We start from the raw sequence: 25,419 nt of genomic DNA, 5'->3' as shown, positions 1-25,419 counted from the left end.
CCTCCTATTCCAGTTTGGGGTGATTCGGATAGACAATATCGATGCGCGTTCCCCTTCCGGATTCGCTCTGTATACGCAGGCCGTATCGGGGGCCGAAATGGAGCTGCAGCCGCTCATGAATGTTTCTTAGCCCTATGGAATTGTAGCCCTTCAGAGTCCGCTTCCCTGTCTGGTAAGTTTTGTCGAGCAATGTCTCCAACTGGTCTGCACCGATTCCGACGCCGTTATCCTCTACGTAAAGAACGATATCGGCTCCACGAACGTCGCCGCCGACCGTTATCCTTCCTCTCTTCTTGATACCATGGAATATAGCGTTTTCAACTATGGGCTGAAGGGTCATTTTCAGGACGCTCTGGCTTAATAATTCCTCTGGAAAGTCGTAGTTGACGTCGAATTTATGGCGATAGCGAATCTGTTGCAGATCAATGTAGGATGTAAGGCCCGTTAACTCCTCCTTAAGCGTGACCCACTCCGACTCGCTTTCCATTGTATATTGGAACAATTGAACTAGAGCATGGATCACCTTCGGAATTTGCTCCGTTCGATTCAGATCAATCAAGGAATTGATGGAGTTCAACGTATTGTATAGAAAATGCGGATTTATTTGCGCTTGCAGCGCTTTAATTTCAAATTGCTTCTTCAAGACCTCGGCATCTGTCTTCTCTTGAATTAGATATTCGATTCGATCCAGCATCTGATTGAACGAATTAGCCAGAAGCTCAAATTCGTCCGCCCGATTTAACTTGATTCTCTTCTTCAGATTGCCGGAGCGAATAGCCGCGATTTGTCTGGAAAGACCGATAATGGGGCGCTCATAATAGCGAGCCAGATAGAAGGAGAGCAGCATAACGACCAAGGAGAAAAACAAGGCGGCTATGATTGTGTAGTCTTGAAGCGAATGAATCTTGCTCAGCAGTTCGTTCTCATGTGTGAAATAGACCAGAGTCCATTGCCTAGAGGCTGAAGGTCTGGCGGTAATAAGGAAGCTCTGAGGAGAATGACTCAGTTTCAGTACAGTTTGTCCGAGCTTCGACGCATGAATCCAATTTTTCAAATCCGGGAGCAGAGCGTTGTATTCGGGCTGGGTTAATTTCACATCGCTGAATATCGGGTTTTCACCATTGTCCAAGAGCAACATGGAAATTCGTTTATCCGTATTCATATTGGAGAAGTATTGGTTCAGCTTCGCCATATCCACATCCGCAGCCAGCACGCCATCCGATTCGAGTCCGCGCCGCACACCGATCGTGAAGGTCATCGTCAATCCGTCCGATGGAGAATAATAAGGCCCGATCAGCTTGAAGGCACCTTGATTTTGTTCGGATTCGTCCAGCAGCTTTTGCAGAATTGGAGCCTGCGGGCTTTGAGCGGTTTCTTCCGACAGGCGCTCGATGTAGTAAAACTGACGAGAGAACGGATACATCGAGAGATTGTAGTACTCAGAAATCGACGAGAAGGATTCGTCTTGCGGAGAACGTTCGGCTATCGCAGCCGCCAAATCCGACATGGTGGATTGCATGCCCGATACGAATTGAGAGAATTGCGATTCCGTCCGTTCTGCGATATAAGACATTCGCTCATACTGCTCGTTGATTAGCAAGTGAATCGTATACGTATAGGCGGCGTAGCCAAGAGAAAATACCGCAGACAAAACGACAATAAAATTAAAGAAAAACAGCTTGTAGCGAATTCGTTTCAGGAGCCCTTTCATTGGTTAGTCACCTTTCAGCGCCTTGGGCCGAGTTATGCCCATATTGTAATAATGGCTTGGATATGTGTCAATAAAATGCTGGAAATCCGGTGAATAATACGAATGATCGTAGAATCATCCACCTCTCGCTTGTCGTAGATTTCTCCACCTTGTTCATAGAATCATGGTCTGTTTCAGCGCTATTATCCTTGCTACAATCAAGAATATCGATAGCAAGACAAAAGGAGAATCGAAAATCGACATGGACAGTTTGCGCGGTATGCGAAGGCATGTATGGCCGTTTGTATTTCTTATGCCGATGCTGGTGTTATTCGGCACATTTACAGTATGGCCAATTGTAGGAAGCTGGATTTATTCTTTCTTTGAATGGGATGGCTTTGGTCCCTTAGACCATTTTGTTGGCCTTTCCAACTACCGAGAGGCTATTTTTGACCCGTATTTCTGGAACTCTTTCTGGAATACGTTCATTATCGCGGTCAGCGATCTTGTCATTGAGCTGCCCCTGGCGTTGCTTCTCGCCGTTTTGCTCAATAATGTTGCGTTTAGAGGCAGAAATGTGTTTCGCTTGTTAATTTTCATTCCGGTAGTCACGACAACTGCCGTTGTTGGAGTCGTCTTTACCGTGCTCCTGAATCCGGTAGGCGGACCAATCAATGAACTGCTGTTGAAGACGGGCATTGTTCAGGAGCCGATTAATTTTCTTGGATCGCAAGGCGCGGCTCTATCTGTCATTATTGCCATGACGATCTGGAAGGCTTGCGGCACTACGATGATTTATTGGCTTGCCGGCCTGCAGACCATTCCTGTGGAGGTATATGAAGCAGCGAAGATCGACGGTGCGGGGAGTTCGAAAATCTTTCTCAAAATTACAATTCCGCTTCTAGTGCCGATTGGAACGATTATTGCGTTGCTTACGTTTATTGGCAGTCTTAATCCGTTTGATCTGGTTCAGACGATGACGGAAGGAGGGCCCAATTTTGCGACGGACGTGAATTCCACCTATATTTTTCGCTATGCCTTTAATCCGCAGGGAACGCCGAGGTACGGCTTTGCTTCTGCAGCCGGCATTGTATTCGGCTTGGCGGTCCTTGTTCTTACACTTGTTCAAGCTTGGGCGCTGAGAAGGGTGAGGGCCGGCAGACAAGTCAAGAAGGAGTCATTGAATGGAGGGGCAAGCGTATGAAAAAAACGATAGCTCAGTCCGTGTTTTATTTGCTCTTCATTCCGTTTTCGCTCATCTGGTGCTATCCCTTTCTCTGGATGATTTCCTCATCCTTCAAATCTCAGAGCGAGATGCTGCTTGGCGGTTTGTCTATGATCCCGCGGTCTGCGACATTTGATAATTATAAACGGGCCTGGGAAGCAGCCAAATTCGAGCATTATTTTGCGAATACGGTTATCGTGACGGTGAGCGCAGTGTTAATCGTCATTATCGTATGTTCTATGGCCGGCTATGCGCTTGGAAGGAGCAATATTCCAGGGAAGAAGTGGATTATCGGCGCCCTTGTCGCCTCGATGTTTCTGCCGAAGGGCTTTACGATTATCCCTGTATTCAAAGTAATTGTAGCTCTGGGTCTGAACAATACGCTTATGGGTGTTATTCTCGCTGAAGTAGGTCCTGCCAAGATCGTACCTATACTGCTGTTTATGAGTTATTATGCTGCCATTCCCAGGGAGGTGGAGGAATCCGCTCGTATGGACGGCGCAAGCTTTCCTTTGATGTTCTTCCGCATTATGCTGCCATTGTCAAAGCCTGTTATCGGCACAGTGACGATTATGAATTTCATTACATTCTGGAATGCATTCTTTGTTCCGCTCATCTTTACACTCGGCAAGCCTTCGCTGCGGACGCTTGGTGTAGGAATGTACGCTTTCCGAGGGGAGTTTACGATCGATTGGACGGGGCTCGCGGCAGGGGCCTGCATATCCATCATTCCAGTCATCATGGTGTTCCTGTTCCTGCAACGATACTTTATTGAAGGAATATCAGGGGCTGTAAAGGGATGATACGGTTCGTATAATCGCATAATAATCCACTGCGATCTTAGAATTGTAGGATATTATTGCTGCCTGGGCTATGCAACAATCAAGAAGTGAACGTTCAATTCTTATGGGGAGGCATTACAGAGATGAAACGAAGCGCTTTTGCAAAGAAACTGCTATACCCGGTCCTGGCCGGCGTACTTGCGTTCAGCCTGGCGGGCTGCGGCAAATCAACGAATGAAGGGGAACCCGGAGACAGCGAGACAACGGCTTCGCCGGAGCAAGCGGTCAAGACAGTCAGGCTCGTGCTTACAAATGATACAACGGGCGAGGAGGCATTCTATCAGGACGAAATGAAGAAATTTATGGAGCAGAATCCGAATGTCAAGGTTGAACTGATCTTCAACCCGGGAGATCAAATGAATAACGCCATTCAATTAATGTTTGCTTCCGGGGACTCTCCGGATGTGTTCCGCATACAGAAGGTCGGCCTGGAGAATGCATATTCACGCGAGTTGATTCAGCCGATCGATTCTTATTTGACTGATGAATTTGTAAGCCGATTCCCTGAAGGCACCTTCTCCAAAACAGGTACGATGGCGGTAGGCGGCAGTGTCTTCAGCATTCCCGTGACTACGCAGAAGTGGGGAGGCATGCGGGTTCTCTATTACAATTCAGAGGTTCTGAAGCAATATGGCTATGATAAGCCTCCACAGACGCTTGGCGAGTACAAGGAGATGTCCGCTCATATTACAAAGGAGGGCAAGGGGCAAGTATATGGCACCTCTATCGCGGGCAAGGGCGACGGGCTTCTGTTAACCTTCGTTAATCCGTTGGCAAGAGCGGCAGGCTCCGGCGTTCGCGGAATGGAAATGACCGCTGGACATATGAGTGTTGTCGAAGGGGAATGGAATACGGCAGATCCGGCAATTGTGTCAACGGTGAACTATTTGAGAGATATGAATCAGGAGAAAATTTTTCCTCCCGGTTGGGAAACATGGGATTCCAAACAGCTTTATCAAATGTTCTCAGCCGGCAAGGTTGCTATGTTCATCGGTATGCCATACGAGGCAGATGAAATTAATAAGCTGAATGATCAGCTTCAGATTGGTATAACGGAGCCCCCTATTCCCGATACGGGACGTAAAGGCTATCAAACTCAGGTCGGAGATCCTGCTTACTTCGTTATGTCTTCCAATACGAAAAATCCCGATGCGGCGTGGACGTTGATGAATTTCCTGGGAAGCGAGGAATTCGAGCATGACTTCTTTGCGGCCTTGGGTGCGGCGGTCGTTATGCCTGGAGCTTATGAAGGAGTGGAGATGTCCTCCGAGAAGAGGACCTTGCTTGATTTGTCCGAGCAAATTATGAAGCTTGGGCCGAATCCGGAGGCGAAAAATCCCGATATGAAAAAAATCACATCGGATGTTGTTGCCGCAGCTCCCAAGCCGCGGATGGAGGAATTAGTTTTGAATGCGATTATCAATAATTTGGACTACAAGGAAATTGCGGAGGAATACGACAAGAAGATGAATCAGTTGTTCGACGATAAAATTGAAGAATACCGAAAGAATGGAAGCGCGGTAACAAAGGATGATTACAAGGTGTCGGATTGGGATCAGATGAAGGATTATATCGCTCAATAATCGATGTATTCCCGCATGCCGGGCAGCTTAAGCTTCTTATGCATGCGGGAATTTTTCTTCGGGCTTATTATGAAAACAGAGGTGTATGCGAAATGAAGCGATTGTTGCTTTGCACAGGGCGGGTATTGCTGGTTCTTATACTGATAACGGTTATGACGCTGCCGGATCTGATCAGGAACGATAGCGTCGCTTATGCGGATTCTAAGGTTATCCCAGAGCTTGATTCGCTCAATCTATGGTTGAAAGCGGATACAGGATTGGTGATGGACGGCGCAAATATATCGTCCTGGACGGATCAATCCGGACAAGGCAATGATTTGGCCCAGCCAACGACAGGTGTGGGGCCGACGTTGACGACTATGCCAACCGGTTATCCGGCTGTGTCATTTAACGGAACGGATCAATATTTGACGAGAAATCTTGGAAGCGGATACGAAGGAGACTATACCATCTTTATGGTAGTGAGCGCCCATGCCGATGGATCATCGGGTCAGAAAGGCTTCTTCGCAAGTGTTAATACCGCTGAAACTCTGGATACGGTACATTCCTTCTACTACGGTGCCGGAGGCGCGGCGGGAAAATGGAAGATGTACGGGAAAACGACTGGCGGTTCAGCGAATACAGATATAACGACATCGGGCAGTTATCCTGATGGGTACCAGTTGCTTACGATAAGCAGCAAACGGAATGGTTCAGGGGATGCGGCCGAGACCCAAACGTATTTGAATGGTGTTCTGAATAAGGATGTGACGAATGCCAATCAATTAGCCTATCGGAGGTTTCTTGATTATGTGCTCGGGAAAGGAAAAGGCTCCTATCTGCGGAGCGATATTGCTGAAGTCATCGTGTATCGGGAAGCGCTTAACGATACCGACAGACAGAGCGTGGAGACCTATTTGCGTTCGAGATATTTCACGCTGCCTCAGGTCACGGCGGAACCCGCTCCCGGCACAGTGCCGAACGGAACGGAAGTGAAGCTGTCTGAGGCAATACAAGACGCGGCTATTTATTATACGACAGACGGCAGCGATCCTGCAGACAGTTCTTCAAGACAACTGTACATGGGTTCAATTACGGTTAATGGATCGATGGGAATTCGAGCCAGCGCAGCGCTGGATGGCTACGAAGTCAGCCTTGTCGCTTCATTCGACTATGAAGGCGTCGACCTTCAGCAGGTCGACGGCGTATTCGCCAATCCGCCCGCCGGAATTATCGATGCCGGAACGTTGGTGAGCTTAAGCTCCGGAACAGTGACCGCAGCTGTTTATTATACGAATGACGGCAGCGATCCGAAGCAATCGCCTTCCAGAGAGGTATATGACGGAGGGGGGATTGCTATTGAAAGGAATACAGTTATCCAGGCTTACGCATCGGCGCCAGGATATCTGGACAGCGGTACGAGCAGCTTTGATTATCATGTGAAGACGGAGGCAGTTGCGACTTCGCTGTCACCGGGGACGGTTGCGGCCGGCACAACGGTCGCGTTGACAACGGCAACGCCCGTTTCTTCCATTTATTATACTTTGGACGGCAGCGACCCTGGGACTTCAGCCTCCAGGGAGTTGTATACAGGTCCGCTCACTCTGAATGAGGATACGATGGTAAGCGCTTTAGCGGAGAATAGCGGCATGGACAGCAGCGATACGTCAGTATTTCAGTATCATGTGCTGGTGACTGCTCCGAATGTAGCGGCGACGCCATCCGAGGGCCAATTGTTCCCGGGAACATCTGTAACGCTGACTGCAGGAGAGGGAGCAGAGATTTATTATACGACGGACGGTAGCGATCCCCTTGTCTCCATGACAGCAGAACGCTATATTTCCCCGATTCCGGTTCAGGGAGAGATGACCATAAAGTCCTTTGCAAGAATAGCCGGAATTGAGGACGGCAATGCAGCCTCGTTCAGCTACTCTCTCTACGAATCCTCAGTAAGCGTCCCCAACCTGTCCAGCGAGTTCTATGCCAGAGACGGACTGGAGACTATGCCGCAGCGAGATTTCAGCTCCATGCGGGTTGTCAACGTCGCGGATCTTGGAGGTGAAGGGGACGGCACTGCGGAGGTTACGTCTGCATTCGACCACGCCGTTCAGATGCTTGAAGCTGTAGGAGGAGGAATCGTATATATACCTGCCGGCGTTTATCGCTTTTCAGAGCCCGAGGAAGGGGATAATGCTTTCTGGGATCCTCTTTACAAGGGAGAAGGACTTGTCAATATTCATTTTGTCGGGGAAGGAGAAGATTCGATTATTCTTTTCGATCAGCCGGGTATTGAGTCGTATAGCCCCGAGAAGCATTTCAACGGTTGGCGATTCCGACAAGCGTCCAATTTGACATTCAGGGACTTGAGCTTTCAATTCGCGCCGACCTTTGACATGAGAGCGCCGCATAACAGTGGATATGTCTTGACCTTTCCCGGTTTTCAAGATATTCACAATCTCCAGTTTATCGGAGTTAGAATCGATCAGGGGCGGGTAGGCATGGCAATCTGGCAAGGCGCAAGCGATGTATGGGTTGTCGATTGCGATGTCCGTAATACGGCTGCCGACGCGATCCACTTCTCCAACGTTCAGCACGTGGTCGCTGCCTATAATTATATTGAAAATGCAGGAGACGATTCGTTGGCCAATGTAAGCGCCGATCTCAGTGAAGCAACGCCGACTGCGCTTGGCTCCGATGATGTGTCATTTCTTCATAACACGATTATCGGAAGCCGATGGGGGCGGGGTCTCATTGTTGGAGGCAGCAATCAACGGGTTGAAGGTAATTGGATCGAGCAAACAGCGCTGACGGGCATTCTATTCCTCAATGCAACCGAAGGGGCGGGGCAGTTGCCTGCTTCGACAAGTCAAGCGATTGTTAAGAACAACACGGTCATACGAGCGCAATTGAGCGACCGTCCGGATAATCGTCTGGAGGGCTTTCAACATGGCGGCGCAATTGCATTCATTAATAATCTCACGAATGGGGAGCTTTCGGGAAATCGGATATTCGGATCGGCCTCCAACGGGATTTCCTTCGGCTTTGCGACAGCCAGTGAGATTGACCAATTGCGAATTGCAGATAATGAAATCATCGGCAATGGGAAATCGGGCATCCTCCTTGGGGATAAAAGCAGTGTAGACGGCTTGGAGCTGAGCGGCAACGAGGTGCTCAGCAATGGAAACGAGAGCATTGAATTCACGGCGGGCGCGATGGCTACGAATATGCTTTCGTCCGATAATTTGCTGTCCAGCCCGCCCCTGATCTCTGATCAAGCTGTCGTCACAGGCGAAACCGGCGGGTTCGAGCAAACGCCTCAAGACGGCTCGGAGCTGTATTCGGATGTCTACAAGTCGGTCAGGATGCAGGCAGATGAATCGGGGTGGGAGGAATTGCCGGAGATAGCCGTTCCGGAGAATATTATTGTTAATGTAAAGGATTTTGGTGCGACGGGCGATGGGCTAAGCAACGATCTTGAAGCGTTCAATGAAGCGGTTGCCGCTATTCCATCGGGCGGAGGAACGTTGAAGGTGCCGGCTGGCACGTATCTGTTGGAGCCTCTTCCGAATACGGAGGATGATTCGCTCACCAGGATTGGTCACCACTGGCTAATTGAAGGCAGGCAAGGCATTCGAATAGAAGGAGCGGGCAGCGACAGTGTACTGCAATTTTCAAGCGCCGATCATCAGGGGCTTCGATTATTGAATGTACAGAACGTTGTCCTCGACAGCTTGACTCTGGAGCTTGCCAATCAACCTCAACTGCGACATAATCGCGCGCTTCTGGATATATCGGGAAGCGAGAATGTGGAGGTGAGAAATGTAACGATTAATCGTTCTGGCGGTGCCGGGGTGCTGATCGATTCCTCCCGCATGGTGCATATTCATCATAATCATATTAATTTTGCCGGAATGTCCGGCATTGAAATCGCAGCTAGCAGACAGGTGTTTGTTGAAGGGAATGATATCGTGCAGAGCCGCGATCATGCAGTGCTTGTCACTTTCGCCGGAAGCATTGAAAGGGAGAATCAATATATTCGAATCAGGGGCAATCGCATTTCGGGCACGCTCTCGGGAGCCGGAATTGCCAGCACCAGCGGTACGCAGGTCCTTATTGCCGACAATGCCATCGAAGATACGTATTTGCCGGGTATTCTACTGTACAAAGCGCAGAATCCGTTTCCCTCTGATATCCAGGAGGTGCGCGGCAATCGAATGGTCAACAGCAATAATGGCACTCACACGTACTACAAAGGGGCCATTACACTGTCTAATTTGGCAGGAGGAAGCGTTGTTCTTGCAGACAATATTGTGAATGGTTCCGTGTGGAACGGCATTGATGCCGAATCCAGCGTTCTATCGGCCTTGAGTATACAGGATAATAGGTTTGTTGCTATTCATGGAGTAACTGTCCATTTGCCTGCGAGTAATTCCATTGCCGATTTGCAGCAGACGGAGCCCTTGCTTCAAGAGATGGACACTAAGCCTCCAATATGGCTTGGCGGAAGCAAGCTGAGCGCCTCTGCGGAGAACATTAGCTCAAAACGTGTCAAATTAAGCTGGTATGCCGCTTCTGACTTATTTGGCGTTTCGAAGTATAAGATCTACAACAATGGCGTGTTAGTTGGAGAGACGGCTGGAGATGCATTGAGCTTTGAAGCGAACGGGCTGCAGGCCGATACGATATATGAGTTCACGCTTCAAGCCTGCGATGCGGCAGGACAATGCAGCACGGATGGCCCGAGTCTTCTTGTTCAGACCATGAAGTCCGCGGGAGGAGGGGAACAGAATGATACGGGAGGCCTGAATGAGCCTTCGGAATCCGGCAATTCGGAAAGTCCCAGCGCTTCGGACAATAATGACATAATCGTAGAATCAGGAGTTATTCATGGGCTGGAGGAGCCGCAGGTCAATCCTCTGACCGGAATTGCTGGAGTCCATATCGACAAGGCGATTGTTCAAAAGGCATGGAAGCAAGCTGCGGCTAACGCTGGACCGATAAGCATTGTTATTTCAGAGAATAAGAGCGCTACAGGATACGAAATTGAGCTTCCAGCGTCACTATTTGCGAGCATGGATGGTCCGATTCCAGAATTGAAATTAAAAACCAGCTTCGCTTCTATTGTCATTCCAGCTCGCGCGTTTTCAGAGTGGGGCAAGCTTTTGCAGGCTGATCAATTGTTAATTCGCATTGCTTCTATACCAGTAGACAAAGCCTTCGCAGATGAAGAAGACGTACAAAGGTTCAGGAATCACCCCATTATTGAACTAACAATGCGTATCGATGGAGAGAAAGTTGATTTGAGCGCTTTAGATACAAGGCTCAGGATCGCGATACCCTATACTCTTACACAGGATGAGAAGGTCGACCCTGAATTTATCGTTGTGTATGAATTGAACGACTCCGGCCATGGGATTCCGATCCCTGGCGGTCACTATGCGTTAGAACTTCAAGCAGCCGAATTTTCATTTCATCAATCCAGTCGCTTCACGATCGGATATTCAAGGAATAGCTTTAATGATTTAGCCGGATTTGATTGGGTGAGGCATGATATTGAAGTCTTGGCTTCCAGAGGAATCATTAATGGAAGCGGCAACGGTGCGTTCTCTCCTGCGTCTTATATGACTCGCGCCGACTTTATGGTGCTTCTCGCTAGAACGCTCCAGCTTAAATCGGAGGACTGGAGTCGTAATTTTAATGACACGCAGGCAGGAGACTATTATTATGAAGCGCTGGGTATTGGAAGGGCCTTGGGAATTATCTCCGGAACCGGAGGCAATCGATTTGAGCCGCAAAGTCCAATAACCTGGAAAGATATGAGCGTGATGGCTGATCGTGCCTGGAATGCGATCGGAATGACTGACTTGAGCGGGGATGGAGGTCGTGTGTCGTCTTCCATGTATGCAACAAGAGCGGAAGCTGCTCTGCTCCTCTATCAGATTTATAGCAAATTATAAGTCATTCCGGCTTCGTTATTGAAGATTGACAATGGCTATCTGGAATGATGACTGCTCTGGATAGCCATTGTTCTTCTTGTGTCTTTGCCACGCAGCCGCTACATATGCACAAACACTTGCTCCTCTTCGACGGTCACATCGTACCGTTCGACTGTGACGCCGTATGTCATGGTGCGCGTGGCCGGATCGACGACCATACAGCCGGTCCTGATATCGAATTCCCATTGATGCCAAGGACAGCGAACGATTTCTCCCTCCCGCTCGAACCGGAAATCGCCCGGACCGGAGGAGTCGACCCAAGCCGCCGTCACTCCCCGGCACAGCTCCGCGCCTTGATGCGGGCAGAGATTGCGGATGGCGTGCAACTGACCGCCTATTTCGTAAATACCTACGCTCTTCCCTCCGACAGCAATGATCTTCTTCTGTCCATCCTCAAATTCACTCACATTTCCGACCAAATATCGCGTCATCCTAATCCTCCTCCGCTTCCCGGTCCTGCTTACGCTGCGGCAGTCCGTACAGCTCCGCGGCATTTTGGTAGAAGATGCGGTCCCACACCTCATGGTCCATCTTCGGAAAGGCAAGCGTCGGGGAATCGAAATCCCAATGCGGATAATCCGAGGCGAACATCAGGTTGTGCTCGGCGTGAATCGCCTCCATCATCGGCGCGAACAGCGCCTGCGAAGGGGGAAGCTCTATCGGCTGGGACGTGACCCGGAAATGCTTGCGATAATATTCACTCGGCGCTTCCTTCACCCAAGGCGTCTGGCTTCGAAGCGCTTTCCAGTCTTGATCCAGCCGCCACAGATAAGGAGCGATCCAGAGCATGCCGGCCTCGATCATAACGACCTTCAGCTCAGGGAATTTGGAGAAGACGCCCTCGAAGATGAGGCTGGCAAGGTGAGCCATCATGATTTGCGTGCGCGCGGCTCTGTATTCAATGTAGTGGTTGACATGTCCCGCGCCGGTCGGCGGATTGTTGACGCCGATGCCCTCCATGCTGACATGAATGGCAAACGGAATGCCGTTCCGAACGCATGCCTCGTAGATCGGATGATAGAAGCGATGGCCGTACGGCTTCTCCGCGCCGTTCGATACGATGACCTGCACCATGCCGGGATGGGAGCCGACGCGATCGATTTCCTTGGCGGCGAGCAACGGATCTTGCTTGGGGATCATGATTGAGCTTTTGATGCGCGAATCCCTCGCAATCATGCGCTCGATGCCATAGTCGTTATAGGCGGCGCAGAGAGCAGCCGCATAATCGCAATCCGGCGTCGTTTGCGCGGCGTAGTTGCCCGTGCCTGTAAGAATGGCGTGCTCAATATTGTATTTGTCCAGATGGTTCTCGGCGAAATAAGCGATTAAACCCTCGGAGCCGTTGTCCCGCGGCAGCTTCTCGTCTTGCTTGACGCCATGGGCCGCGCCGTTCAGATACATCGCGTTCTGGCTTGGCAATCGCCAGCCGAAGGTCTGAATCTGTTCCCGATAAACGCGGGGCAGATACGGCAGAACCTCCTCGCCAACCGCCCCAAGATGAATATCCGTGTCGATAATGGAACGCTTTGTTTTCTTTGCAGCGCCGGTCGGCGCTGTTCCGACAGCTTTCATACATACACTCCCTTTCATTTTTTGCAGGATTGTGTTAATTGTAGAAGGGGAAGAAGAATAAAGACATACACATTCTTTACTTTCGTTTTTCACTTTTTTGACCACATTTTTTGGGACAGGACCTTTAGTCTTTCCCAAAGAGGACTCGTCTGCCTCAGCTATAACGGACATTTTCGACCTTTAAAAGCTCGATTTTGCTTATTCGAATTTCTAACGGACATTTGATCCGCTTAGCGGATGAATAGGGTTGACTATGCGTTCGATTTGATCGCTAAGGTGACCAAATGTCCGTTAGAGCAAATAGGCAGCGAAAAAAGCAGTTTAAGGAGACCAAATGTCCGTTAGAGCGGGTGGCTGCTTTCCAAGGACGCCGTCAGGCGTTTTTCTCACCACGAAAAGGAGGGTTCTTATGCTTGCGTCCCGTTATGTGACGATCGGTTATGTGCACGCCGGCCCGCAGCCTTCGTTCCGATTTGCGGAGCAGACGCTGGATCATGACGCGCTGATTGCGGTTGAGCAAGGCGGGTTCGAATACGAGATTGGGGAAGAAACCGGCTCGGCCGCATTCGGCGACCTCGTCTTCTGTCCCGCAGAGACATGCTTCAAGCGCAGGGCAACAAGCGAAATCATGTTTCATCATATCCATCTCGGGCGATCCGAAGAGGACGACAGCGCAGAGAGCTTGCCGTCAGGCAAGGTGTCGATCGGCGATGTCAATCGTCTCGCTTCGACGCTTCGATATTTGAGAGAGCTGTATCACGGCGATTATCCCGAAGCGATGAGGCGGAAAGCGATCTACGGGCAATATGTCCCGGAGCTGCTCTGGCTATGCGAGCTTGAGAGCTATCAAGCGGATTTGCGGACGCAAAGGAATGACCCTATTATGGAGCAGGCGCTTCGCGAGCTTCATCTTCATGCGTTCGAGCCGATCAGTGCGGGTCAGGTAGCGGCCAAGCTGAAGCTGCATCCCTCCTTGTTCAGCCGTCGCTTCAAAGAAGCCTACGGGGTCAGTCCCGTAAGCTACGTCACCCGGCTGCGCCTGGAGGAAGCGAAGAGGCTGCTGCTTGAGACCGACGAGAAGCTGGAGTGGATCGCCGATCGCTGCGGGTATGAATCAGGCTCGTATTTCTGCCGTGTCTTCAGCTCCAAGGTCGGAATGAATCCTTCCGCATTCAGACTGTCTTATCGGCTGTAGCTCGCGTCCGGATTCAGATTTTATACATCCCATTCACATTTTGTTATGGAAGAATGGTGGAATGGATTGCTATAGTAAGGCTAGGTATGTACAGGAAACAATCATTTAAACTACTGTTCGGCGCAGGAAGATCAGAATGGAAGGTGATGGCAGGTGTTAAACAAGTTAAAAGGAAGCTATTTCGCAAGACTGATGCTGACACATATGACCGTTATGCTTCTGTTAATTGCGATCGTCGGAGGCTTGCTGCTGGAGAAGACCGGGCGGATGATGACCGAGGAGCTTCGGATGACCGGTGAATCCAGAATAACCTCTGTCAAGCAAAAGCTGGAGCGGGATACATTGGAAAGCTATCATGCTGCGGTGCTCAATCGCGCGTTAAGCACAGTTCGGCCAGAGGTCGAAAATGATATTACCTTTTTTCTGGAACACGGAAAAGGAGAGAGCTATTATCGGGTGGCTCAATTTGCCCAAGGTTTGAAAACGCTTACATTCACTCTTCCTTTGCTTCATAATATCTCTTTCTACTTTCAGAAGGATGATTTTCTTGTCGATGAATATTACCATGTGTCCCCGGATACCTCCCCCCAGGCGGAGCTTCTGCGCGGCGAGGAGCCGATTGTTCCGCATAAGTGGTATACACGAACGGTCCGGGCAGAAGATCAGGATTCTGATGAGCAAACGACGGTGTTAACGTATATACACACGCTGCCCTTCCTCGCGAAGGGCAAGCAAATCAGGGGATATATGATTGTAGATCTCGACGCCGCCAAAGTATTTGCCGCAGCTGCCGAGCAGCTTGGACATGAGGAACGCATGATTATTTATGATCGGAACGGCGTACCAGTCGAGCAATCCGGGGAAGTGGACGCCGCTACAGCGCAATGGCTGGACGGCAAGCTTGGCGCGCAACAAGGCACAACCTTGAAGTTGGGGGAGGAGGTCGTTACAATTTCACCCGCCGACGCTTCCCTGTTCGGTTGGCAGTATGCGTTGATTCGTCCGCAGTATTCCTCCCTGCTGATGACGCAGCGGATGAAGTATGATATCGGAGTTATTGCGCTCGTATTGTTGCTGTTCGGACTCTTGATCTCCGTTGCCGCTTCCCGCCAGGCTTACAGCACGTACTCTAATGTTGTGAAGCGGATTCGGACGGTGACGGGCTTGAACAAGCGAAGCTCCAAACAGAACGAGATGGGCTTTGTCGAGCACGCGCTCGGCTATCTGGATCAACAGAAACGCACTTATCAGCAGGCGCGGAAGGAGAAGCAGTGGCGTAATTTGCTGTCGGGGGCGGCTCAATCCTTGGATGACGAGCTGCTGCTGCCGGAAGCGAATCAATATGTAACGGTCTATATTGAGCTGGATGGCGTTGACAGCGAACGCTTTTACTCCCTGTTGCAGCAGGAACCGGCTGGAGCCGAGGTGCGCGGCGATTGGATTACGCTAACGAAGACGACCGCGTTCTGGGTGCTGATGACGGAGCTTGATCCAGAACGGCTTCGATCGACCATTGCCCGATCGCTCGAGCATGCCGCCCATGAAGCCGGCGCGAGCGTACGTTATCGAGCGGGGATGGGAAGCGCGGCGGATAGACGCGAGGATTTGCCGGGAGCTGCGGTCGAAGCGCAAACCGCGGCGAAATATGGATTTCTGGAGCCGGGAAACACCGTGCTGCGTTTCGAAGAGGTGCAGCATCGCCGAGCCGTGTATCCGGATGTGAACCTGGAAGCGTTCGAGCTGTTGCTGCGCAGCGGTTCGGTCTCCGAGGTTGGACAATTTCTGGAGGCGGGTGAAGCGGCGCTGCGCGCAAGCGGTCATACGATGGAAATGGTCGAGCTGGTTACGATGCAGTTGAAGCTGTGCATCGCCAAGGTTCGCATGACGGAGCAGGACGGCTCGTCGGAGAATGAGCGAACGCTTCGGCGTCTCCCCTTCACATTAGCCGAGACGATGGAGCAGCTTCGGGAGCAGAGCGCCGAGCTTGTCCTTGGGAGAACGGAGAAACGAAACGAGCGGAAAGCCCGTATTCTGGCGGACATCCAAGGCTACATTCAAGAAAATATTCATGAAGACATTTCGCTTGACCAATTAACGGAGCTGACATCCTATTCCAAGCAATTCATCTGCAAATTATTTAAGGATGAGCTTCAAATGACGTTTGTCGATTATATGACAAACGAGCGTCTGGAGAAAGCGGCTAGCCTGCTCGTATTGACAGATGATTCGATAGGACGAATCGCCGAACGCAGCGGCTTCCGAAGCTCCCAATATCTTGCGACGAAATTCAAAGCGAAATTCGGCGTCAGCCCTGTTCAATATCGTCAAGCCAGCGGTGAGAATCGACTTGAATTCAATAGCGGTTGTTCAAAATTGTAGCGCTTTCATATTTTATACAAGGCTTTCAGATTGTGAAATAGCGATCCCCCCGGGTTGGTGGTAGTGTGTCCTTACACACATCATCATAGGACTGGGGGGATTTCGATTGAACCGAGAGTTGTCAAGCGGGCATGCCCGCGAGCTGGGGTCGGCTCCGCAGAAGCGAACGGCTTGGACGGAGCGATGGATACGATATAAGAAGCACAAATATTTTTACCTTATGCTGGTACCCTTGGTTGCTTATTATGTCATCTTTGAATATGGACCGCTGTACGGCGTCCAGATTGCATTTAAAGATTACATGCTGCGCCAGGGCATATGGGGAAGCTCCTGGGTCGGATGGAAGCACTTTGAATATATGTTCACGCTGTCGCCGGATTTCTACAATATTTTGAAGAATACGGTTGTCATTAGCTTGTATCACATTATATTCGGGTTTCCGGCTCCGATTGTGCTTGCCTTGCTTCTTAACGAATTAAGGCTGGAGATGTTCAAACGAATTAGTCAGACCATCTCGTATTTGCCTCATTTTTTATCCTGGGTCGTGCTTGGGGGCCTGCTTATGACGATCCTGTCGCCGACGACAGGGGCGGTCAATCTCGTACTCGGCTGGTTCGGCATCGAGCCAATCTACTTCCTTGGAGATCCGCGTTATTTCCGGTTTACGCTGGTTATATCGGCGATTTGGAAGGAAATCGGCTGGGGAACGATCATCTATTTGGCAGCGCTTGCAAGCGTGGATCAGCATTTATATGAGGCGGCGAAAATGGATGGCGCGAACCGATGGAAGCAGACGATTCATATTACGCTTCCGAGCATCACGTATGTTATCGCGATTCTGTTTATATTCAAGACGGGCAGCATTCTAAGCGCGGGCTTCGATCAAATATTCAATCTCTACAACCCCGCCGTATACAGCGTGGCGGATACGCTGGACACGTACGTATATCGCGTCGGTCTGATGCAACTGCAGTACAGCTTCACCACGGCCGTAGGCCTGTTCAAAAATATTATCGCCTTCTCGATGGTCATGCTCACGAACTATATCGTGAAGAAGATGGGGCAGGAGGGAATTCTATGAATCCATTTTTCGGAATGAGCCGGGGAGAAGTTGCGTTTCAGTACTTTATTATTGTCGTGATTTCCTTGCTCTGCATCACCACTTTATATCCGTTTATCCATGTGCTGTCGATATCCTTCAGCTCGGCTTCCGAGGCTATTCGTCCGGGCATTCATCTCTACCCGAAGGAATTTACACTGGCTGCGTATGAGAAAGCCGTGAAGCTGGAAGGCATCTGGACAGGCTTTGAGAACACGATATTTCGTACAGTCGTCGGTACGTTTTTGTCTGTATTGGCGATGTCGGTCGGCGCTTATGCGCTTTCCAAGAAAACGCTTCCGCATCGCGGTTTCATTACGATGGCGATTGTTCTAACGATGTTTTTCAGCGGAGGACTTATTCCGACGTTCCTTCTTATGAAGGATATCGGGCTGTACGACACGCGGCTGGCATTGATCATCCCGGGTCTGTACAACACCTTCTATATGATTATTATGCGAAACTTCTTCATGAGCTTGCCGGATGAGCTGGAGGAAGCGGCGAAGATCGATGGCGCTCACGATATCCGCATCTTGATTCAGTTGATCCTTCCGTTGTCGAAGCCGATTCTGGCGACGATCTCGATATGGGTCGCGGTCCATCTATGGAACGAATGGTTCAATGCGCTGATCTATATTCAAGACCAAAGCAAGGTCGTGCTGCAAATTTACTTGCGAAGGCTGATTGTCGAAAATATGGATTATGATCTGCAGCAGCTAATGCTGCAAGAGGGCGGCAGCGCCGATCAAGCGGTGCCGGAATCGATCAAGGCAGCCGTGCTGATGATTGTAACGGTGCCGATCTTACTCGTTTATCCTTTTATCCAAAAGCATTTTGTCAAAGGCATTATGGTTGGATCGCTTAAGGGGTAAGCATGAGCTTGTTATTGAGCGGTGTCTACCCGTGGAATGTCTGACAAACCCTGGGAGACGCTCGCTTCAATATATGCATGGTATCGTCATTCAAACAAAGGAGGTCATTTCATGAAGATTTTCACTACAATCGTAATCGCCATGATGATGTTCGCGGTTATGATTGGCTGCTCGGGCAGCAATGGCAGCAACGCTGGTCCAACATCATCCGCAGGGGGAGGGCAGCCATCCGCAAGCTCTTCATCGACAACCAATCAGGCGTCCCGGGAGCCGATGGAAATTTCCTGGCTAAGCTTCGATTTTCCGCTTGAGGACGGCAGTATCGGGCAGAAGTACGTGGAAGAGAAATTCAACGTCAAGCTCAAAAACATTCGAATCGACAGAACGAACTGGAAGGATCAATTGAATGTTTTCCTCGCCTCCGGGGAAGTGCCGGATGTCTGGCTGCTTTGGGGCGTCAGCGATGTAGACACGTATTCCAAGCAGGATCTGCTGCTGGAATTGCCGGTCGACGAGGAAATTAAAGCGAGCATGCCGGAGCTTGGCGCCTATGTAGACGAGAAAAATCCGAGCGCCTGGAACGACGGGCTTATTAACGGGAAAAACTATGGCATTCCGATTACGAATCTGGACGGCGCCTACCCGCTGCTTCCTTATTTTAACGAAAACTGGTTGAAGGCCATCGGCTACAGCGAGCCTCCGAAGACGTTCGCGGAGTTCGAAGATGTTATGTACAAATTCCGCAATAACGATCCCGACGGCAACGGCAAGAAGGACACGTACGGCATTACGGGCAAAGGAGCGACCAGCATAGCGGACAGCTTTCAAAGCGTATTCGGCGCGTTCGATATCGCTCCGACATATTGGGGGTTGAATGCTTCGGGCGAGCTGCAGTACGGATTGACCACCGAGAATGCCAGAGCGGCTCTGAAGGTGCTGAGCAAGTGGTTCAAAGACGGCGTCATCGACCCGGAATTTATTACATCAGACGGGAAGAAGCAAGAGTTCCTCAATGGCCTGACAGGCGTGTCAACGGAATCATGGACCTATCATAAACCGTCCACGCAAAAGGAAGACCAGGTGACGAAAAGCAATTATTTTCCGCGTGCAGCCGGAAATGCGGTTGCCGCCGAAGGCTATGTCGGAAGCGCTCCCGCATGGGGAATTACGGGCAATTATCTCGGCATGGGCATCGATGTAGACAAGACGCCGGGCAAGAAGGAAAAAATTTATGAGATTTTGAATGCGATGTATTCGGATATCGATACGATGAAGTTCCTTATGTTCGGCGAGGAAGGCGTTCACTACGATATGGTGGACGGCATCATCACGAGGAAGCCTGAGGTTGCGGACTCTCTGAAAAATTTGGGAATCGGGGCCTACTACGGATTGCTGCCGGGCAAATCCGAGAAATTCGAGGCGATGCGCCTGCAAAAGGCGGATATAGAGTGGAGAGCGGATATTAGCGAAGGCGTGCCGCTGCTGTTCAATCTGGTGAAATTTAATTTGCCGTCCGCAGGTAGCTACCCGGACCTGGTTAATCTGGAGAAGCAGTATTTCATCAAGTTTATTACGGGCGAGGTTGATTTGGACGCAGGGTTCGACGCGTTCGTAGAGCAATGGAAGCGAGTCGGGGGCGAGGTGTTGACGAAGGAAGCGAACGAGATTTACAAGACCTTGCAATAGGCAGGGAGTGTCTGAATACTCCGAGGGCAGCAGATTTTAAGACATGCCCTAAGAAGATATTTTTCGTCCGGGAGCCGTTTCACTTGTTGAACCGGCTTCCCGGTAAGACGATTCTATTACAAAATGAGAGGATGGATATAATGAGGGAAAGCAAGCAAGCGAGGATGAACAGCGTGCGAATATGGATGTTCGCGGCGGCTTTATTACTCGTATTGGCGGTGCTGTCGCCGGCGGCGGGAGCGAGCGCGGGCTACGGAACCGGCTCGGGATATGGGAACGGTCAGGGGCATGGCAATGGTTCGGGACACGGAAACGGCCCTGGGCACGGGGGCGGCTCGGGACATGGGAGTGGTCAAGGTCACGGAAGCGGCCAGGGCCACGGAAGCGGCTCGGGACATGGAAACGGTCAGGGACATGGAAACGGCTCGGGCAGCGGAGAGACTGACCCTGATCCTAGTGTGAAGAGCTTCTATGTTTCACTTGATGGAGATGACGCGAATTCGGGGACGATCGGGTCGCCGTTCCTCACGCCGGAAGCGGCGCGCGATGCGGTTCGAGCGTATATCTCTTCAGGCATGACGCAGGATGTGGTTGTTTATTTGCGTGAAGGCGTCTATGAGCTGGATGATCCTCTCCGGTTGACGGCGGCTGATTCGGGACGCGACGGTTATACGATTACTTACCGCAGCTTCCCGGGAGAGACGGCAACGCTCGATGGAAGCCGCCCGGTGGAAGGCTGGTCGCTCTATGATGACCATGTGTACGCGGCGAATATTGGAACGGGCATTGACGTTGAAGCGTTGTATGAAGGGGAGAAGAGAGCGGTTGTCGCCCGTTATCCCAATCTGGCTGACGGCAAGGATCAATACAATCGGGTATCGGCGTTTATTGCGGCAACGCCGAAGAGCGAGTTCGGTTATGCGCCGGGAGATATTCCGCAAGTGCTTCATCCCCAGCAATTGCAAGTACTGCTCTGGCCGGGCGGGTCCGGCGGCTTCTGGAACTGGTCGTCGGCCATTATTGGCGTCGAGTCGATAGACACGGATCAGCATGTCGTGAGCCTGGAGAGCAATGCCGTTTATGATATAGGAGCAGGCTCGCGCTATTACGTACAGAACGCGCTGGAGCTTCTTGACGCTCCGGGCGAATTCTATATCGATCAGGCGGCAGGAATGCTGTATTACTATCCATACGATCCGAATGCGCTGGAAGGCGGCGTGACCATTCCCCGCGAAGGCAATATTGTGGAGCTCGAAGGCGACGATAGCGAGGAGATGATTCGCAACATTAAGCTGGAACAATTGACGATTCGGAATTCGGATCGTCTTGGAAGCGGCATCAAGGGGACGAATGTCGAGGATGTTGTCATTCGGAACAATCGCATCTATAACATCGGGGAGCATGGCGTACAGCTGTACGGCGAAGCTCATCGCAACCTTATCGAAGGCAATGATATCTATAATATCGGCTACAACGGCATTAGCGTTGAAGGTATCGGCAAGGTAACCTTCGCGACCAGCAGTCAGAATGACTCGATCAACAACCATGTGCATACAACGGGCTTGTTCTATGGCAATGCGGGCGGCATTCGGTATTACTACAGCGAGGGCAATCATATTGCGTACAACCTGGTTCATGATATAAAGCGGCATGCGATTCATCTGTTCGACGCCAATCGCGGCATCATCGGCACGACGATCGGCGGCGTAAGCATAACGGAAGAGAACTTCCGCGATTATCAGCGGACGCGGGACAATATCGTCGAGTTCAACGAAGTATACGATGCGGTGAACGATTCCCAGGATGCCGGACCGATCGCTACATACGGCGTTCCGTTCGGGAATGTGCTGCGCAATAATTACTTGCATGACAATACGATTCCGGCGACGTCGGTCAACGGCACGTCGTCCTTCGGCTTTGGTTTCTATCTGGACGATTCATCGGATAATGTAACCATCGAAGACAATATTATCGAGAATTTGCAGCAGGAGCCGGGCGGCATCCTGTACAATGCCTTAATGCTGAAGGGACTCGGCATCAAGGTGGATAATAATATCATGGCGAGCAACAACGATTATCGCGCCGCAATCGGCTCGACGGAAACCGGCGGTCTGAAGGCCGGGGACATTACGCTGGAGCACAACCTGTATTACGAGCTGTCCGGCGGCATCTATCATATGGATTACTGGCGTCCGGATAAGCTGGCAAGCTCGGACTACAACTTGTTCCACAGCTCTGCAGATCAGTATACCTTCGGCGGAAGCGTTCCTGTGGACAACTACGAGGATTGGCTGCAGCTTTATAATGGGCAATTCGATCAACACTCGCTGCGCGAAGACCCGGGGTTCATGGACGCGGAGCAGAGAGATTATCGTCTGCGGTACGATTCGCCGGCATACCGTCTTGGCTTCCATGATCTGAATATAGAGGATATCGGCCTCAGAGCGGACTATCCGTTCGCCGATTCTGAAGAGGCGATCCGCAGCGTTATGCCGCGCTTCGAGGGAGATACGGTCAATCGCTCCTTCGCTTCACTGCTGGTCGGACAGTCGCGGACGATTAACCTGACGGCGCGAACCGAAACCGGCTTTGTCGCGGATTTGACGAATGCTTCTATATCGTTCATATCCGATGCGCCGGAAATCGCATCCGTCACGCAAGACGGCATTGTTGTCGCGAACGGCCAAGGCATCGCGGAAATTACGATAACCGTCACGAAGGACGGGGTTGCCCAATCTGCGTCCGTTCATATTCTGGTGGACGATGAACTGGATGCTATTGGCTTGAACGGACCTGATACGATCTATGTCGATTCGACAGTGAGTATGAATGTGTACGGCGTGACCGATTTAGGCGCGAATGCGGACCTATCGAACGCTGACATTAGCTTTGAGCTGTCACCGTCCGGAATCGCAACGGTTGACGAGGATGGGTTGATGACCGGCCTCCAGGCTGGTGAGTCGACGCTGACCGCGACTGCGAGCTTGCCGGGAGGAGCAACCCTTCACGCAACGAAGCAGGTGACGGTCAAGCTGACCTCGTCAACGGAATTTGATGATTGGCAAGTTGTGAACGGCTCTTGGCAGGTTGTGGATGAGGCCGGCGATCTTGTCTATCGCAGCTTGACGACTAGCGGCTCCTCGCGCAGTCTGCGCGCAGAGACGTTTACGGATTTCACGATCGAAGCGAATGTTCGAATATCCGAGTGGAGCGCTGCGAATCCGGCGCGGATCGGTCTGATCGGGCGTTATGTCGACAGCAGTAATTTCTATTACGCCTTCTATGACGGTACCGCGCAGAGGTTCCAAGTGATGAAGCTGGTCGGAGGAGCTCAGACCACGCTGGCTCGATCCGGCGTTGTTGACGAGGACTTTATAACGGGCGACAGGCATATGGCGCTTCAATTCGAGGGCGAAAATATTTCTCTATTGCTGGACGGAACGGTGGTCGCCACTGCGCTCGACAGCTCTCATGCTTCGGGCAAGGCGGGATTGTACGCCTACAGTCAGCCGGTTTCCTATGATGACATTGTTATTCGCGAATCCCGGGGCGGAGACCCGCTTCCTGCGGAATGGACGTTGACGCAATACGGATTGCAGACTCCATACGTCTCTTATAGTGAGCTTGAGGATACGTATACGATTGAGGCTTCAGGATCGGATGTATGGGGGATCGAGGATCAGTTTGGCTACTTGTATCGCGGAGTGGAGATGCCAGTTGGCGGCAAGGTGACGATTACCGCGAAGCTGGATTCCTTGCAGGGCCCGGTATCCGCCTCAATGGCCGGCCTCATGATGCGCAGCGAGGATGCCGGGGACGCCGCGAACGTCTTCTCGCGCGTAATCGTTGGCGGCAATCATCAGGTGACTGTGCGAAGCTTGGCAGGGGGCAATACGGCTTATCAATCGATTCCGAATATCGGCACGCCGACCGAACTGAAGCTCGTCCGCGAGGGAGATACGTTCACCTCGTATTATCGACAGGACGGGGAAGAGTGGATCCAGCATTCGACATGGACGGTGGCGATGCCTTATGAATTTATGGTCGGCCTAGCCGTGAGCGGTCACGATTCATCCGAATATGCGACGGCAGTTTTCTTGAATGTAGACATTGTTGTGGAAACGGCGGGAGGGACGGAGGAGCCCTCCCCGCTCCCGAGAAGAGCGCTCGACAACACGGTTTACAAGCTTGAGCATGATGAAGAGTTGACCATTGGTTATCTCGGAGGCTCCATTACGGCAGGCACGGGAGCTTCCAATTCGGCGAACAGCTGGCGCGCCAAAACGACGAAGTGGTTCGAAGACGAGTACGGGAACGCAGCCATCGCGGAGATTAATGCGAGCATTGGCGGTTTCGGCTCGATCCCGAACGCGTACCGGGCCAAGAGCCAGCTGCTTTCGGGAGAGCCCGACCTGGTCTTCATTGAAGCCGCCGTTAACGACTACGGGCAGAACGAGGCGATCGTCAAGGACAGCATGGAAGGCGTGATTCGCCAAATCTACGAGGCCAATCCGTATGCCGACATTGTCATGGTGTATACGCTGAACAAGCCCGGAGCGGAACTGGATTACGACAACGGAGAGCTGATGAAGTCGGTGCAGTGGCATGAGGAAATCGCCGAATATTACGGCATTCCCTTCATTAACGTTGGTTACGGCTTGTATCAAATCATTGATGCGGGCGTGAACGGAGCGACCTGGGAGACGATGTTCCTCGACGATGCGCATCCTCTGGATGCAGGATATGCCGTCTATGCCGATCTGATCCAAGATTTCTTGCTGGAGGAGCTGGATCTGTCTGTTCCCGCTTCGCCGCAAGCTTACGCTTTGCCTGTGAAGCTTCGCGCAGGCGCTCTTGATAAAGCCGATATCGTCGACGGGTACGAGTTGGCTGTGAACGGCTTCGACCAGGACGAAAGCAGCATGGGCGGCCGTCATCCCCATATGATCGTGAGCAAGGAGGAGAACGCTACAGCCGTCGTTAATTTCCGCGGCAGCTCGGTCGGGCTGTATTGGCTGAAGTCGATCGATGCGGGGTATGTGGAATGGCAAATCGACGGCGGTTCGCCCCAGCTCGTGTCCGGCTGCGACGCGATCGCTCTGAGCGGCAGCGCAAGGGGCACATACACGATGCTGGCCCAGAACTTATCGGAGGGCGAGCATACGCTGGTCCTGCGCGTCACGGGCGAGCATATGACGGGCGCGACCGATGATTGGGTGAGGATCGGCGGCATCTTCGTCGCTGAACGTTCGACGATTCCGCCGCAGCCGGTTGTAATCGAAGAACTTGGCGAGTAAGGAG

The 25,419-nt window shown here is 51.4% G+C and carries 13 protein-coding genes; 10 read left to right on the top strand and 3 right to left on the bottom strand.

The features are described from left to right. Positions 1–4: 4 nt before the first annotated feature. Positions 5–1,711 carry a sensor histidine kinase gene (locus tag HFP08_RS14145; RefSeq protein WP_168121240.1) on the bottom strand — a complete coding sequence of 569 codons (1,707 nt, stop codon included), beginning with the start codon at positions 1,709–1,711 and terminating at the stop codon, positions 5–7. Positions 1,712–1,952: 241 nt separating this feature from the next. Here HFP08_RS14145 and HFP08_RS14140 point away from each other — a divergent pair, with 241 nt between their 5' ends. The 4 genes from HFP08_RS14140 (at position 1,953) to HFP08_RS14125 (ending at position 11,276) form a co-directional block, all read left to right on the top strand. Beyond that, complete coding sequence (locus HFP08_RS14140) at positions 1,953–2,894, top strand: carbohydrate ABC transporter permease (protein ID WP_168121239.1); 942 nt, start codon at positions 1,953–1,955, stop codon at positions 2,892–2,894. Further along, positions 2,891–3,718, top strand: coding sequence for a carbohydrate ABC transporter permease (locus HFP08_RS14135; RefSeq protein ID WP_168121238.1), 828 nt, complete (start codon positions 2,891–2,893; stop codon positions 3,716–3,718). Before HFP08_RS14140 ends, HFP08_RS14135 begins: the two co-directional genes overlap by 4 nt. Before the next feature lie 122 nt (positions 3,719–3,840). Continuing rightward, positions 3,841–5,340, top strand: coding sequence for an ABC transporter substrate-binding protein (locus tag HFP08_RS14130; protein ID WP_168121237.1), 1,500 nt, complete (start codon positions 3,841–3,843; stop codon positions 5,338–5,340). 92 nt (positions 5,341–5,432) lie between these two features. Beyond that, positions 5,433–11,276, top strand: coding sequence for a chitobiase/beta-hexosaminidase C-terminal domain-containing protein (locus tag HFP08_RS14125; protein ID WP_168121236.1), 5,844 nt, complete (start codon positions 5,433–5,435; stop codon positions 11,274–11,276). 98 nt (positions 11,277–11,374) lie between these two features. Here the strand turns inward: HFP08_RS14125 and HFP08_RS14120 are convergent, their stop codons facing one another. After that, positions 11,375–11,746, bottom strand: coding sequence for a Rieske (2Fe-2S) protein (locus HFP08_RS14120; protein WP_168121235.1), 372 nt, complete (start codon positions 11,744–11,746; stop codon positions 11,375–11,377). A gap of 1 nt (position 11,747) precedes the next feature. Next, positions 11,748–12,887, bottom strand: a complete 1,140-nt coding sequence (locus HFP08_RS14115) for an amidohydrolase family protein (RefSeq protein WP_168121234.1) — start codon at positions 12,885–12,887, stop codon at positions 11,748–11,750. A gap of 409 nt (positions 12,888–13,296) precedes the next feature. Here HFP08_RS14115 and HFP08_RS14110 point away from each other — a divergent pair, with 409 nt between their 5' ends. The 6 genes from HFP08_RS14110 to HFP08_RS14085 all read left to right on the top strand — a co-directional run bounded on the left by HFP08_RS14110 (position 13,297) and on the right by HFP08_RS14085 (position 25,415). Further along, positions 13,297–14,082: an AraC family transcriptional regulator gene (locus HFP08_RS14110; RefSeq protein ID WP_168121233.1), complete on the top strand. Its 786-nt coding sequence runs from the start codon at positions 13,297–13,299 to the stop codon at positions 14,080–14,082. Between the two features lie 153 nt (positions 14,083–14,235). Beyond that, positions 14,236–16,461: an AraC family transcriptional regulator gene (locus HFP08_RS14105; RefSeq protein WP_168121232.1), complete on the top strand. Its 2,226-nt coding sequence runs from the start codon at positions 14,236–14,238 to the stop codon at positions 16,459–16,461. Positions 16,462–16,567: 106 nt separating this feature from the next. Then, positions 16,568–17,542 (top strand): ABC transporter permease, encoded by a 975-nt coding sequence (locus tag HFP08_RS14100; RefSeq protein WP_240941388.1) that lies wholly within the window; start codon positions 16,568–16,570, stop codon positions 17,540–17,542. Further along, a complete protein-coding gene (locus HFP08_RS14095) occupies positions 17,539–18,432 on the top strand; it encodes a carbohydrate ABC transporter permease (RefSeq protein ID WP_168121231.1) in 894 nt (297 codons plus the stop codon). Before HFP08_RS14100 ends, HFP08_RS14095 begins: the two co-directional genes overlap by 4 nt. 111 nt (positions 18,433–18,543) lie before the next feature. Continuing rightward, the gene (locus HFP08_RS14090; protein WP_168121230.1) at positions 18,544–20,118 is read left to right on the top strand and encodes a type 2 periplasmic-binding domain-containing protein; all 1,575 of its coding nucleotides are present in this window, start codon (positions 18,544–18,546) and stop codon (positions 20,116–20,118) included. A 140-nt stretch (positions 20,119–20,258) separates the two neighbouring features. Further along, on the top strand, positions 20,259–25,415 hold the full coding sequence (locus HFP08_RS14085; protein WP_168121229.1) for a GDSL-type esterase/lipase family protein: 5,157 nt from the start codon (positions 20,259–20,261) through the stop codon (positions 25,413–25,415). Positions 25,416–25,419: the final 4 nt, after the last annotated feature.

This window comes from Paenibacillus sp. HB172176, assembly GCF_011947265.1.
In the GTDB taxonomy this organism is placed as follows: domain Bacteria; phylum Bacillota; class Bacilli; order Paenibacillales; family Paenibacillaceae; genus Pristimantibacillus.
Note: the sequence above shows the minus strand (reverse complement) of the source record. Positions and strands in the feature narration are given on the sequence as shown.

What these genes read in the sequence shown, in the direction of transcription:
- HFP08_RS14145 (WP_168121240.1), bottom strand. Translation starts at nt 1,711, where the DNA reads ATGAAAGGGCTCCTGAAACGAATTCGCTACAAGCTGTTTTTCTTTAAT.
- HFP08_RS14140 (WP_168121239.1), top strand. Translation starts at nt 1,953, where the DNA reads ATGGACAGTTTGCGCGGTATGCGAAGGCATGTATGGCCGTTTGTATTT.
- HFP08_RS14135 (WP_168121238.1), top strand. Translation starts at nt 2,891, where the DNA reads ATGAAAAAAACGATAGCTCAGTCCGTGTTTTATTTGCTCTTCATTCCG.
- HFP08_RS14130 (WP_168121237.1), top strand. Translation starts at nt 3,841, where the DNA reads ATGAAACGAAGCGCTTTTGCAAAGAAACTGCTATACCCGGTCCTGGCC.
- HFP08_RS14125 (WP_168121236.1), top strand. Translation starts at nt 5,433, where the DNA reads ATGAAGCGATTGTTGCTTTGCACAGGGCGGGTATTGCTGGTTCTTATA.
- HFP08_RS14120 (WP_168121235.1), bottom strand. Translation starts at nt 11,746, where the DNA reads ATGACGCGATATTTGGTCGGAAATGTGAGTGAATTTGAGGATGGACAG.
- HFP08_RS14115 (WP_168121234.1), bottom strand. Translation starts at nt 12,887, where the DNA reads ATGAAAGCTGTCGGAACAGCGCCGACCGGCGCTGCAAAGAAAACAAAG.
- HFP08_RS14110 (WP_168121233.1), top strand. Translation starts at nt 13,297, where the DNA reads ATGCTTGCGTCCCGTTATGTGACGATCGGTTATGTGCACGCCGGCCCG.
- HFP08_RS14095 (WP_168121231.1), top strand. Translation starts at nt 17,539, where the DNA reads ATGAATCCATTTTTCGGAATGAGCCGGGGAGAAGTTGCGTTTCAGTAC.
- HFP08_RS14090 (WP_168121230.1), top strand. Translation starts at nt 18,544, where the DNA reads ATGAAGATTTTCACTACAATCGTAATCGCCATGATGATGTTCGCGGTT.
- HFP08_RS14085 (WP_168121229.1), top strand. Translation starts at nt 20,259, where the DNA reads ATGAGGGAAAGCAAGCAAGCGAGGATGAACAGCGTGCGAATATGGATG.